The organism is Mycolicibacterium aichiense (genome assembly GCF_010726245.1).
In the GTDB taxonomy this organism is placed as follows: Bacteria; Actinomycetota; Actinomycetes; order Mycobacteriales; family Mycobacteriaceae; genus Mycobacterium; species Mycobacterium aichiense.
On sequence record NZ_AP022561.1, the window covers coordinates 563,167 to 576,553 of the forward strand.

Annotated in this window: 10 protein-coding genes; 7 read left to right on the top strand and 3 right to left on the bottom strand. The window is 66.1% G+C overall.

Features of this window, described 5'->3' with window-relative positions; translation table 11 throughout:
• Positions 1-59: 59 nt before the first annotated feature.
• A complete protein-coding gene (locus tag G6N32_RS02685; protein WP_232077453.1) occupies positions 60-1,745 on the bottom strand; it encodes an amidohydrolase in 1,686 nt (561 codons plus the stop codon).
• 142 nt (positions 1,746-1,887) lie between these two features.
• Here G6N32_RS02685 and G6N32_RS02690 point away from each other — a divergent pair, with 142 nt between their 5' ends.
• The 5 genes from G6N32_RS02690 to G6N32_RS02710 all read left to right on the top strand — a co-directional run bounded on the left by G6N32_RS02690 (position 1,888) and on the right by G6N32_RS02710 (position 8,807).
• A complete protein-coding gene (locus G6N32_RS02690) occupies positions 1,888-3,291 on the top strand; it encodes a purine-cytosine permease family protein (protein ID WP_115317476.1) in 1,404 nt (467 codons plus the stop codon).
• Positions 3,288-4,856 carry a GMC family oxidoreductase gene (locus tag G6N32_RS02695; protein ID WP_115317475.1) on the top strand — a complete coding sequence of 523 codons (1,569 nt, stop codon included), beginning with the start codon at positions 3,288-3,290 and terminating at the stop codon, positions 4,854-4,856. Before G6N32_RS02690 ends, G6N32_RS02695 begins: the two co-directional genes overlap by 4 nt.
• A gap of 129 nt (positions 4,857-4,985) precedes the next feature.
• Positions 4,986-5,543 carry a TetR/AcrR family transcriptional regulator gene (locus tag G6N32_RS02700; protein WP_163789097.1) on the top strand — a complete coding sequence of 186 codons (558 nt, stop codon included), beginning with the start codon at positions 4,986-4,988 and terminating at the stop codon, positions 5,541-5,543.
• Between the two features lie 110 nt (positions 5,544-5,653).
• Positions 5,654-7,072, top strand: coding sequence for an aspartate aminotransferase family protein (locus tag G6N32_RS02705; protein ID WP_115317473.1), 1,419 nt, complete (start codon positions 5,654-5,656; stop codon positions 7,070-7,072).
• Positions 7,073-7,262: 190 nt separating this feature from the next.
• Positions 7,263-8,807: an APC family permease gene (locus G6N32_RS02710; RefSeq protein ID WP_115317472.1), complete on the top strand. Its 1,545-nt coding sequence runs from the start codon at positions 7,263-7,265 to the stop codon at positions 8,805-8,807.
• Positions 8,808-8,869: 62 nt separating this feature from the next.
• Here G6N32_RS02710 and yczE read toward each other — a convergent pair whose 3' ends face one another.
• The gene (gene yczE, locus G6N32_RS02715) at positions 8,870-9,478 is read right to left on the bottom strand and encodes a membrane protein YczE (protein WP_115317471.1); all 609 of its coding nucleotides are present in this window, start codon (positions 9,476-9,478) and stop codon (positions 8,870-8,872) included.
• Positions 9,479-9,503: 25 nt separating this feature from the next.
• Positions 9,504-11,000, bottom strand: coding sequence for an aldehyde dehydrogenase (locus G6N32_RS02720; RefSeq protein WP_232077455.1), 1,497 nt, complete (start codon positions 10,998-11,000; stop codon positions 9,504-9,506).
• A gap of 87 nt (positions 11,001-11,087) precedes the next feature.
• Between G6N32_RS02720 and G6N32_RS02725 the strand changes: the two genes are divergently transcribed.
• Both G6N32_RS02725 and G6N32_RS02730 read left to right on the top strand, forming a co-directional pair.
• The gene (locus tag G6N32_RS02725) at positions 11,088-11,999 is read left to right on the top strand and encodes a LysR family transcriptional regulator (protein WP_115317469.1); all 912 of its coding nucleotides are present in this window, start codon (positions 11,088-11,090) and stop codon (positions 11,997-11,999) included.
• A gap of 121 nt (positions 12,000-12,120) precedes the next feature.
• Positions 12,121-13,383, top strand: a complete 1,263-nt coding sequence (locus G6N32_RS02730) for a flavin-containing monooxygenase (RefSeq protein ID WP_115318870.1) — start codon at positions 12,121-12,123, stop codon at positions 13,381-13,383.
• Positions 13,384-13,387: the final 4 nt, after the last annotated feature.

The following is a 13,387-nucleotide window of genomic DNA, read 5'->3' on the forward strand; positions in this document are numbered from 1 at the left end:
CGGATGGGGTGGGACTGGTCGGTCACGACAGTGAAATGCCCGCGATCGGCAAATGTGAATCACCGCCGGTGCACGACCTCCCCGCCGACCATGGTCAGCGCCACCTGCACGGCGCCGATGTCCTCGGCGCCGAAGACGTCGCCGTCGAGTGCGACCAGGTCCGCGACCTTGCCGACCGCAATGGTGCCGCGCTCCGCGTCATGGTTGGCATACGCCGAGCCGGCGGTGTACGCCGTCAAGGCGGTGCGCAATTCGATGGCCTCCTGTGCCTGCAGAGGACTGTCGAACACGTCCGTGCCGACCGCGTGCGGATCGGCGCGGGTACCTGTGCGGTGCACGGCGGTGTGGATGGCCCACAACGGATTCGGGTCGGTGACCGGCCAGTCGCTCCCCATCGCCAGCCGCGCACCGTGCCGCCACAATGATCCGAACGGGAAGTGCCACCGGGCGCGGTCCGGTCCCAGCAGCGGCAGCTTGCGCTCGACGATCTCGGTGTCTCGACGGGCCCACAATGCCTGGATGTTGGCGACGATGCCGAGCGCGCCGAATCGCGGGATATCGCTCGGGTCGACGACGTCGAGGTGCGCGATCTGGTGTCGCCCGTCGAATTGTGGCGTCGATCGGACGGCCACTTCCAGCGCGTCGAGACACTCGCGCACCGCGCGGTCGCCGACGGCATGCATGTGGATCTGAAAGTGTTCGGCGGCAAGACGAGTCGTTATCTCGGTGAGCTCGCTCGCGTCGATGAACGACATCCCGGTTGTCGCAGTGGCGCAGGTACCGCCCTGATAGGGAGCAAGCATCGCTGCCGTGCAGTTCTCGCAGATGCCGTCCTGCATCACTTTGACCGTTGTGGCACTGAACCGGCGTTGGCCTGCCGCGGCACGGCGGGCCAGGAGTTCGTCCATCTGGGCGATCCCCGCCTCGGCTGTCCACCACAGCGCCCCGACCACCCGTGACTTCAGCTCGCCGGCGGCATCCGCGTCGAGGTAGGTCGCGAGGATATCGGTAAGGCCGAACGCAGGAATGCCGACACCGGCGTCTTGCCAGCTCGTCACACCGACGGCATGCAGCTGTCGCTGGGCCTCGAGTAGAGCCCTCCGCAGGAACTCCGGGGTGACCTGTGGGATGAGGCGGTTGAACGGATCGGCGGCGCTTTCGACGAGCATGCCGGTGGGCTTTCCGTCGTGGTCGCGCACGATGCGCCCGCCTGGCGGGTCCGGGGTGGCGGCGTCGACCTCGGCGAGGGCGAGCGCGCGGCTGTTGACCCAGACGCCGTGGCCGTCGTGGCTCGACAGCACGACCGGCCGATCGGCGACCACATCGTCGAGGTCGGCGGCGGTGGGGAAACCACCGTCGAAGGCGTCGCCGTACCAACCGCTCCCCGCGATCACGTGGTCCTCGGGATGGGCTGCCGCGTACTCGGCGATCGCCGCGCGATAGCCGGACCGGTCGTGTGCAAGCGTGGACAGATCGCAACGGAGAGCTTGCATTCCGGCGGCGACGGGATGGACGTGGGCGTCGACGAAGCCGGGAAGCAGGGTCGCGCCGCCGAGGTCGACGATCTGGGTGTTGGCTCCGATCACGTCGCGATCGACGCCGCGTCCGACGGCGACGATCCGACCGTCGCGCACTGCGACACTGTCGGCGGGGGTGTCACCTACGGGGCGGAAGACCGAGGCGTTGGTGAAAACGTAATCGGCGCGCACCGGGAGATCGTCACGCCGTTCCCGGTATGCGGTCAACGCGGACTTCCCGCTGCCCTACATCGATGAAACAGATCTAGCAGTCCGGCTTTTTGTGATTTATCCGTTTCAGTACTGGCCGAATACTGAAAGTGGTCGCGGTCTCAGCCGCGAGAAACGTCGTCAGTGAAGGCCGGTGTCCATGACCGCACCCAGCTCCAAACCGGAATCCGTCGAGCGCCGGACCATCGACCACGTCCCGGTGGACGAACGCCACGGCCGAGCGCGTGATCTGTTCACGGTGTGGTTCGGGTCCAACATCATGCTGCTGACGATCATCACCGGGGCGCTGTCCACCACGGTATTCGGTCTGCCGTGGTGGGCCGGCGCGGTCGCGGTGGTACTGGGCAACGTGATCGGCGCGGTCGTGATGGCGTTGCACGCTGCGCAGGGCCCGCAGATGGGGGTACCCCAGATGCTGCAGACCCGCGCCCAGTTCGGGTCGTACGGCAGCCTTCTGGTCGTGGTCCTCGTCGTGTTCATGTATCTGGGTTTCTTCGCCTCCAACGCAGTCCTCGGCGGACAGGCACTTTCGCACGTCACGGGTATCCCCACGAACTGGTCCATCGTGATCATCGGACTGATCAGCGTGGCCGCCACGATCGTGGGCTACCGGCTGATTCACCGAGTGACGGCGGTGTTGTCGGTAGTGGCCGGCGGAGCGCTCGTCGTCGCCTTCGTGTGGATCGTCGGCGTCAACGGCGTGCCGGCAGGCACGTGGCACACCGACGGTTTCACCTGGGCCGGCTTCATGGCCACCCTCTCGGTGGCTGCTCTGTGGCAGATTGCTTACGCCCCATACGTTTCCGACTACACCCGGTACATGCCCAAGGACACCGGCCAGCGCGCCGCGTTCTGGGGCACCTACTCGGGGTGCGTGCTCGGCTCGGTGCTCCCGATGTTGCTCGGTGTGCTGGTGGGTGCTGCGCTGCCCAACGACGAGACACTCGACGGACTCTCGACGCTGACCCACGGCGTCACGACCGGGGTGTTCGCCATCTTCGCGATCGGTATCACCGCCACCAACGCGATGAACCTGTACTGCGGAACGCTGTCGACGATCACGATCGGGCAGAACATCGTCCCGCGCTGGAATCCCCAGGCCGGCAGTCGCGCGGCCGTCGCGATCGTGCTGTTCGTGCTCACGTTGATACCGGCACTGATCAGCGCGGACGACTTCCTGGCCAACTACGCCAACTTCCTGGCACTGCTGTTGTGTGTGCTGATTCCGTGGACGGCGGTGAACCTGGTCGACTACTACCTGTTGCGACACGGCCACTACGACATCGATGCGCTCTTCGAGCGTGACGGCGGCATTTACGGCCGCTTCAACTGGGTGGCCATCGGCTGCTACTTCGCCGGCATCCTGGTGCAGATTCCGTTCCTGTCCACGACGTTGTTCACCGGGTTCGCCGCCGAGGCCATCGGCAAGGTGGACATCTCGTGGATCGTCGGCCTGGCCGTCATCTGCCCGCTGTACTACGTGCTGATGCGGCCGCGGGTGTCCGCGGCAACCGTCAACCGTGCGGCACCGAGCGTCGCGTGAGTGACTGCGAGTTCCTGGTCGTCGGTGGTGGCACCGCAGGATGCATTGTCGCTGCCCGCCTTTCGGAGAATCCCGATGTCCGGGTCACCCTCATCGAGCCTGGGCCCTCGGACGCAGGCGAGCCCCGTGCGCTGGATATCCGTCGGTGGCCGGAGATGGTGGAGAGCGAGTACGACCTCGACTATCGCAGCATCACGCAACAGCGGGGTAACTCCAACATCCGGCAGGCACGGATGCGCATCCTGGGTGGATGCTCCACGGCCAACACGATGATCAGCTGGCGACCGCTGGCCGCCGATCTGCAGGAGTGGGCGGCACTCGGTGTCGAGGGCTGGGACTCTGACACGGTCGACGCCTGCTTTGACAGACTCGCGACGCCGATCGTCCCGATACCCGAGCAAGATCAGAATCGCTACGTCGCCGACGTCGTCGCGTCCGCGGTGACCGCCCTCGATCTGCCGCGGCGGTCGAACTGGAACAGCGATCCCGACTTCGCCCGCACCGGCGTGGGATCGGGCTTCTTCGAGATCGGCTACACGCCACAGACTCATCTGCGGTCGTCGACATCGGTGCACTACCTGCACGACATCATCGGCGTGCGCGACAACCTCAGAGTTCGGCACGGTATGCGCGCGGTGCGCATACTGCTCGAGGACGGGGTCGCGGTAGGCGTGTTGGCCGTCGACGACGACGGAGCCGAGCATGAGATTCGTGCCTCGTGCGAGGTGGTCGTGTGCTGCGGCGCGATCGACTCACCGAAGTTGTTGCAGCTCTCCGGGATCGGGCCGCAGGCCGTTCTGGCCGCAGCGGGTGTGACGACGGTCGTGGACAGCCCCGGTGTCGGGGAGAACCTGATGGACCATGCCGAGGGCCTCATCGTCTGGGAGGCCCGGCGCGACATCCCCGGCACCTGTGCCACCGGCTGGGACGCCGGTGCCGCGGTGCGGCTGCGCAGCGACGGTCCCGCGCGGCCCGACATTCTCATGCACTTTCCGGTGGAGGCCGTTGCCGACCACGCTGTCACCTACGGTGTCGAACTGCCCGATCGCATCGTGGCGTTGGCGCCCAACGTCGCCAAGCCCCTCAGCCGCGGCCGGGTGTGGATCACCACGGCGGATCCGGATGTACCGCCCGACATCGACTACGGCTACTTCACCGACGCAGGCGGTGCCGACGAAGCGGCCTTGATCGCCGGAATCAGGCTCGCGCGGCGCATTGCGGCGACGGCGCCGATGTCTGACTGGATCGGTGCCGAGGTGTTTCCGGGCGCGGACCTCACCACCGACGAGGAGCTTTCGCCCGTGCTGCGCGCCACGCACCAGACCGTGTATCACGTGTCCGGCACGTGCCGGATGGGAGCATCCGAAGAGCCACTGGCAGTGTGTGATTCACGGTTGCGTGTGCGCGGGGTTCGCGGGTTGCGGGTCGTCGACGCGTCGGTGCTCCCGACGATCCCCTCGGTCAACCCGGTGGGGACGATCATGGCGGTTGCCGAACGCGCAAGCGACCTCATCGCCGAGGACAATCGCACGACGGCGGCGGTGAGCTCACATTCCGTGCGATGACTCGTAGATGACGCCGGCAGCCCGGTAGGAGAGCGCGGCGGCATACCGTACCCTTGGCGGACACCTCGGGACGGGTAGGAGCAGGCTGTGGCGCGAGTGCGCAACCAGGACGCCCGACGCAGCCAATTGGTGGCAGCGGCGATCGAGGTCATCGCCCACCGCGGCCTGGGTGCCGTGCGCGCCAAGGACATCGCCGAGGTCGCGGGGATATCGCCACGACTGGTGGCTTACTACTACCCGGAGATCGACGATCTCATCGACGAGGTGTACCGCAGCGCCGTTGATAGGTACTACTGGCAACGGCTCGAGGCGATCAGCAAGCTGGACAGTCCGGTCGACCGGCTCGTCAACCTGATCGAATCGGGGCTCCCCACGGGCGACGGTGACATGCTCAGCCGAGCCCTGTACGAGTTCTCGGTCAACGCCGGACGTGAACCCACTCATGGCGCGCTCATGATGCTGCTGTTCGAGCGGGAGGTCTCGCTCTACGTCTCCGTTCTCGAATCTGGCCTGAAGACAGAAGATTTCGTGCTCACGGAGTCGGTGCTCGCGATCGCACAGAACTTTGTCGCACTCGAGGACGCCTTCGGCATGTACATCAATGGCGGCAACTCGTCCTTGGACGCCGCTGCCGCCGCGGCCTTGCTGCGCAGCTATGCGCGCTCGGCCACTGGCATCGATATCTGAGAAACCCGCTGTCCCACTTGACGCGAACTTCTTCAAGGAGCATTCTTTGCGGTAGAGCGCAAAGAATGTGAGCGATCCGACGCGAGCATCGGGTGAGAGGACGGCACCACATGACCGACACAATCGAGAGCCCCAGCACTTCGGTTTCTGCCGCCGAGGCGACCGACCTGGGCAGGTTGGCTCAGCGGCACCTCGTCATGAGTTTCACCTCGGGCTCGGCGTACACGGGCGCGCCACCGCCGGTAATGGTCCGCGGCGCGGACAGCCGTCTGTGGGATGCCGACGGTCGCGAGTACATCGACGCACTGGCCGGATTGTTCTGCGTCAACGTCGGTTACAGCTTCGGTGCCGAGATCGGTGAAGCAGTCCGTGAGCAGATGGCCGAGCTGCCGTACTACACCAACTGGAACGCCGCACACCCGCCTGCGGCGAAGTTGGCGGCCAAGATCGCCGAACTGGCGCCACCCGGACTGGACCGCGTGTACTTCACCTCCGGTGGCGGTGAGTCCAACGAAGCCGCGGTCAAACTCATCCGGCAGTATCACCAGGCTCGCGGTGAGTACACGCGAATCAAGTTTCTCTCGCGCCGCTCGGCCTACCACGGAACGTCCTACGCAGCACTGTCTCTCAACGGGATGACCAATTTGCGCAAACAGTTCGAACCGCTGATGTACGGGTCTCGGCACATCTCGAACAGCAAGCGTTACAGGCGGCCGGCGGGGGAGACCGAAGAGCAGTTCACCGGTCTGCTCTTGAGCGAGATGGAATCGCTGATCGTGCAGGAGGGACCGGAAACCGTGGCGGGAGTCTTCCTGGAGCCGCTGCAGAACGCAGGGGGCTCGCTGGTGCCTCCGGCGGGATACCACGAAGGCGTGCGCGAGATCTGCGATCGGTACGGCATCGTCCTGGTCGCCGATGAGGTGATCTGTGGATTCGGCAGGCTCGGGGAGTGGTTCGGCTCGACCCGGTTCAATGTCAAGCCCGACGTCATCACCTTCGCCAAGGGAGTGTCGTCAGCGCACGTGCCCCTCGGGGGAATGATCACCAAGAGTGAGATCTTGGATGCGGTCAACAACGGCCCGGACGGAATGTATCTGCACGGCTTGACGTTCGGCGGTCATCCCGCCGCCTGTGCGGCCGGACTGGCGAATATCGCGGTGATGGAGCGTGAGGACGTACTCGGAAACGTCCGGCGCAATGAGGACTACTTCAGCGCGCAGCTGGACTCGCTGCGCGACCAGCAGCTCGTCGGCGACGTTCGAGGCCTCGGCTACCACTACTCATTGGAATTGGTGACCGACAAACAGCGGCGGACGTGGGCCGCCGAGACAGCGGCCAACGACTTCGTCTACGACATGCTCCAGCCGGCACTGCTGAAGGCTGGAATCCTCTGCCGCGCCGCGGTGGACCACGAGGGCGCACCGTTGATCCAGTTCTCCCCACCGCTGGTGTTCGACCGGGCGGACATCGACGAGCTGGTTGCGCGGATGCGCCGGCTCCTCGACGAACTTGCCGCGTCCGTGCGGTAGCCGCTCGCCCAAGGCGCCTGGAGTCATCGGCTTCGGGCGCTTTGGCGATCGCGAAATGTGTTGTACTACATCGATTTATGCGATTCCTTAAGCAGGAAAAGAGCGCTTTACAGGTGGTCCCGCAGGCCGCAGTGTCATATCTCACAGCAGCGGTATCCCATCGCTGACGACTCAAGTAAAGGCGCGATAAATGGGCCCAGGCAAGCCATCCGAGGTATCGGCAGAGCAGCAGACCGCCTTGGCGGCCAGTCAGACCAGACATCTCCAGAAGTCGCTCGGCCGGCTCGACATCATTTTTCTCATCGTGGCGGCGGTGGTCTCCATCGAGGTGCTGGGGCAGGTGTCCAGCTTCGGTGGCCAGACATTCACCTGGGCACTAGTGCTCGCGGTGTTGTTCCTGGTGCCCTACGGCCTGATCTTCGCTGAGATCGGCAGCACTTTCACCGACGAGGGCGGCGTGTACGTATGGGTGCGAAGGGCATTCGGCCGGCCGATGGCGGCCATTGCCTCGTTGCTGACGTGGGTGACGCAGCCGGTGTGGGTTGGTGGTTCGTGCACGTTCATCGCCGCCGAGGTGTGGAGTCAGTACGTCATGCCATTCGGACACGGCTCATGGGCCGACTATCTGTTCAAAACGATCTTCATCTGGATGACCGTGCTCGCCGCCGTGGTCAGCCTCCGGCACGGCAAGTGGATCCCGAACCTCGGTGCCATCCTCAAGATCGGATTCCTGGTGGGATTCCTCGTGACCGCGGGAATCTACGCCGCCCGCAACGGTTTCGCCGGACTGACCTCGAGCGACTTCTCCCCGACACTGGCTGGTCTTCTCGGCGTCACGCCGCTGCTGTTGTTCTCCTATCTCGGATTCGAGTCGGGCAACAGCGCGGCCGAAGAGATGAAGAAGCCCGCCCGCGACGTCCCGATCGCCATCGCGCGCTCGTCGGCCATCGCCGCGGCCGCCTACCTGCTGCCGATCGCTGCCATTTTGCTCGTCGTGCCTGCCGAACAGATCACCGGTATCGGGGGTCTCATGGAAGCCGTCGCCACCGTCTACAGCGTCTACGGGTCCGCGGCACCGACCATGCTGACCGTGACCGGCGTCGTGTTCGCCCTGGTTCTGATGACGCAGGGATCCGCCTGGATGATAATCAGTGACCGGATGCAGGCGATGGCCGCGGCCGACGGCGCCTTCTTCCGCGGGTTCTTCGGCCACTTCCACCCCAAGCTGGGCACGCCCGTACGGGTCAATCTGCTCTCCGGTGTCGTCGGTACCGTCTTCATGCTGGCCGCGATGGCGCTGAGTGGTTCAGCGGCTGCGGTGTTCGGGGTCGTGCTGTCGATCTCGGTGTCGACCTTCCTGCTGAGCTATCTGATCTCGATTCCGGCGGCGGTGCGGCTGCGCACAGCGTTCCCCGATGTCATCCGTCCGTTCAGAGTCCCAGTGTCGGACAGAGTGTTTCGCGCGATGGGTGCGCTGTGCTTCGCCTGGGTGGCGCTGGGGAGCTGGGTGGCCGTCTTCCCGGGCACGTTGGACCGCCTCTTCGGTTTGGATTACGACTTCGAGGAGACCTGGGGCGTGAGCGCGGGTGTATTCGAGACGTTCACGCTCGGCACGCTGGCCACCCTGACCGCGCTGGGCCTCGTCGGCTACCTGACGGCGAAACCGCTTCGGATCCAACGTCGTACGGCCGCCGACACGGACGTGGCTGTGGAGAGCGAACCCGCCCTGCAGTAAAGCCGCTGACGTCGCGGCCGCGTGGCGGACCAAGTGTCCGAGCGCGGCCGCGGTGCCCGATGTCAGAGTTCGTCGTCCGGGATGCGCCCCACCAGCCGCACCGCGAGGTGGACGCAGGGTCCGATGAAGACCGCGAACAGCAGGGTGCCGATCCCCGCGACGCCGCCCAGCAGCCAGCCGGCGATCAGGACGGTCGCCTCGACGGCGGCTCGTGCCGCCCCCAGTGGCCACCCCGAGACCCGTGCGATCCCGGTCATCAGGCCGTCGCGTGGGCCGGGTCCGAGCCCCGTCGTCAGGTAGATGCCACTACCCAGCGCGACGACCAGGATTCCACCTATGCACAGCGCTATTCGCCACGGGAGGGCGGTGAGATCGGGCAACCAGTGCAGCGCGAGGTCCAATGCGGTTCCGACGAGGAGCACATTGGCCACGGTGCCGAGACCGGGCCTCTGCCGCAGGGGAATCCACAACAGCAGCACCAGCGCGCCGATGAGATTCGTCATCGATCCGATGGACAACCCGGTGCGCACCGCGGTGCCCTGCGCGAACACCGTCCACGGCGAATTACCGAGGTGCGCCGCGACAATCATCGCCTCCCCGGTGCCGAACAGCCACTGGCCGCCCACGAGGCACACCAACCGCAGCGGGCTCGGCACCCATCTGGTCAGCACCGAGGGCGCCGCGAATCATGCGCTCCTAGAGTGCGATCCACGTGGTCTTCAGACCGGTGTACTTGTCGAGTGCGTGCAGGGACAGATCCCGGCCGAACCCCGACTGCTTGAAACCGCCGAAGGGCGTCTGAGCGCTGAGTGCATCGACGGTGTTGACCGACACCGTGCCTGCCCGCAAGGCGGCGGAGACCGTGTGGGCGCGGCGCAGGTCGTTGGTCCACACCGATGCGGCCAAGCCGTAGACGGTGTCGTTCGCCATCCGGATCGCCTCGTCCTGATCCTCGAATGTCTGCACGGCGAGAACGGGACCGAACACCTCATCGGTGATCAGTTCGTCGGCGGGGCCGAGGCCCGTCACGACGGTCGGTTCGATGAAACAGCCGCCCTCGAGACGTCTGCCGCCGACTCGGATGTCACCGTGCTCGCGTGCCCGGTCCACAAAGCCCAGGACGTGGTCGGTGTGGGCGGCGTCGACGATGGCGCCCTGCGCCGCCGCCGGATCCAGCGGATTGCCCGGCTGCATCTGCGCCGCGCGGTCTACCAACTCGGCGACGAACTCTTCGGCGATCGATTTCTGAACCAGCAGGCGCGAATTCGACGAGCACACCGCGCCCTGGTTGTAGAAGGCGCCGAACAGTGCCTTCTCGATGGCCTGCTCCAGATCGGCGTCCGCGAACACCAGATTCGGACTCTTGCCGCCGCATTCGAGCCAGACCTGTTTGAGATTGGAGTCGGCGGCGTACCTCAGGAACGCCTTTCCGGTGGCGGTCGAGCCGGTGAAGGCGAGGACGTCGACATCGGGATGCAGACCTAGTGCGGCACCCGCGGTCTGACCGAGACCGGGGACGACGTTGAAGACCCCTTCGGGCACGCCCGCTGCGACGGCCAGCTCTGCCAGCCGCAGCGAGGACAGCGGAGCGCGCTCGGAAGGCTTGAGCACCACGGAGTTTCCGGCAGCCAGTGCGGGGGCGACCTTCCACACGGCGAGGTCGAGCGGGAAGTTCCACGGCGTCACGGCGCCGACGACGCCCAGCGGCTCCCGGGTGACCAGCGCGAGATTGCCGGGTTCGGTGGGGGCGATCTCGCCGTTGATCTTGTCCAGTGCCTCGCCGTAGTAGGCGACCAGGCCGGCGGCCGAGGGGACATCGACAGTGTGGGCCTCAGTGACGAGCTTGCCCATGTCCATCGAGTCCAGCAACGCCAGTTCGACGCTGTGTTCGGTGATCAAGTGCGCCAGCCGCAGCAGCACCCGCTTGCGCTCGGAGATCGAGGAACGTGACCACTGGCCGCCGTCGAACGCGCGGCGGGCGGACCGTACGGCGAGATCGACATCGACATCCTGGGCTGAGGCCACCGCCGCGATGACGTCGCCGGTGGCCGGGTTGACCGAGTCGAACGTAGCCCCCGATTCGGCCGGTCGGAAGGTGCCGTCGATGAAGACGCCGGCGCGGGGCTCGACCTCGGCCGCGCGCCGGGTCCAGCCGGCCAGATTCTCGGGAGGGGCATCTGCGGTGAGGGTCACCGTTCCACCCTGCACCGACGACATGAACCTGTACAGCAGGTGTTTCCGAACCCTAGGATCGATTTTCCTGATGCGGGAGGTGCCGACATGTCGGATTACACGCTGCGGCAACTCGAGTACTTCGTCGCCGTGGCCGAGGCGGGCAGTGTCACGCGGGCGGCGGCAGCTGTCCACCTATCGCAGTCGGCGATGTCGGCCGCGCTGGCCGACCTGGAGAACGCGCTGTCGGTCCAGTTGCTGGTACGGCACCACGCGCGGGGCATCAGCCTGACGCCCGCGGGCAAGGAACTTCTGGTTGCCAGCCGCCAGCTGCTGGCATCGGCGGGCGACCTTCGCGCGGTCGCACAGGGATTGGGCACCTCGCTGAGCGGCACCCTGTCGATCGGCTGTTTCCAGGTCGTGGCGCCCTACCTGCTGCCGGAGCTGTTGGCCACCGCGGCTGAGAAACTTCCCAAACTCGACCTGTTGACCACCGAGGTCGATCTGGCCGATCTGGCCGAGGGCGTCGCGAACGGGACGTTCGAACTGGGCATCGGCTACGACCTCGTCGACGATCCGCGGTTGAAGCGGTGGCCGTTGTACACGCTGCCGCCCTACGTCCTGGTGTCCGGAGAGCACCGCTTCGCGACGCGGGACAGCGTCGACCTCGCAGAGCTGGCCGACGAACCGATGGTGTTGCTGGACCTGCCGCATAGCCGCGACTACTTCCAGAGCGTGTTCCGGGCCGCCGGCGTCACGCCGAACATCCGGTATCGCTCGACGACGGTCGAGACCTGCCGAGCCCTGGTCGGGCGCGGGCTGGCCTACTGCGTGCTGAACCTGCGAGCCGCGGTCCCGACCGCTCTCGACGGTCATGCTGTCGCGGCCGTTCCGATCAGTGGTGGCCCGCCGAGCCTGACGGTCGTGCTGCTCGACGCTGTCGCCGCCCGTCCCACCCGCCGGGCCAGCGTGGTGGCCGACCTGTGCCGCAACCTGTTCGCGAACCCGCCCAGTATCTGACGCTGCGGCCTGCGTGGATCGTTTTCATCGATGCCGTACATCGGATCTACGCGCTGTACAGATGCAAATGCGGCTTGAACCATGGAGGGCGAGCAGGAACGCCGAGTCTGTGGAGGTCAAGTTGGCGATCGAAGAGGTCGAGGTTCTCGTTGTCGGGGCGGGACAGGCGGGGATCGCGATGAGTGAGCACCTCAGTGCGCACGGCGTACCGCATCTGGTCGTGGAGCGCGACCGCATCGCCGAACGGTGGCGGTCATGGCGCTGGGACTCATTGGTCGCCAACGGCCCGGCCTGGCACGACCGGTTCCCCGGGCTGGAGTTCGACATCGCCCCCGACGCCTTCGCCGGCAAGGAGGAGGTCGCCGATTACCTCGTCGCGTACGCGGACAAGATCGACGCGCCGATCCGTACCGGTGTCACCGTCGACTCCGTTCGAAAGCTTCAGGGACGCAGCGGCTTCCGGGCTGAGACGTCTGCAGGGACCATCGATGCGCGATACGTCGTGGCTGCCACCGGCGCGTTCCAGAAGCCGATCATCCCGCCGGTGGTCCCCGAGAGCGCGGACCTTCATCAGCTGCACTCCAGCTCGTATCACAACCCCGAGCAGCTACCCGGCGGTGCCGTACTGGTGATCGGTGCGGGCTCGTCAGGAGTGCAGATCGCCGACGAACTGCGTCAGTCCGGGCGCAGTGTCTATCTCGCCGTCGGCCCGCACGACCGACCGCCCCGCAGCTACCGTGGCCGCGACTTCTGTTGGTGGCTGGGCGTTCTCGGCAAGTGGGACATGGCCGCACCGCCGCGCGGCGCCGAGCACGTGACGATCGCGGTCAGCGGGGCACACGGCGGGCACACCGTCGATTTCCGCGATCTGGCGGCACGTGGAATCACCTTGCTCGGGATGGCCGGGCCTTACGAGAACGGCGTGATGAAATTCGCTCCGGATCTGCGCGCCAACATCGAAAGCGGTGATAGGAACTACCTCTCGATGCTCGACGAGGCAGATGCCTATATCGCCCGCAACGGACTGGACCTGCCCGAGGAGCCCCAGGCCCGGGTATTCGCCCCCGATCCGGAGTGCGTGAGAAACCCGATCGGCTCGCTCGACCTTGCGGCGGCTGGCATCACGTCGATCATCTGGGCCGTCGGCTTCGCGTTCGACTTCGGTTGGCTTCAAGTCGACACCTTCGACGACAGCGGCCGTCCCCGTCATCAGCGCGGTGTGTCCAGCGAACCCGGTGTCTACTTCCTCGGTCTGCCGTGGCAGTCCCGCCGAGGGTCGAGCTTCATCTGGGGAGTCTGGCACGACGCCAAGTACCTCGCCGATCAGATCGCGATCCAACGCAGCTACCTCGCCTACCAGGCGCCTGTGCTCGCCGATCACTGACCGC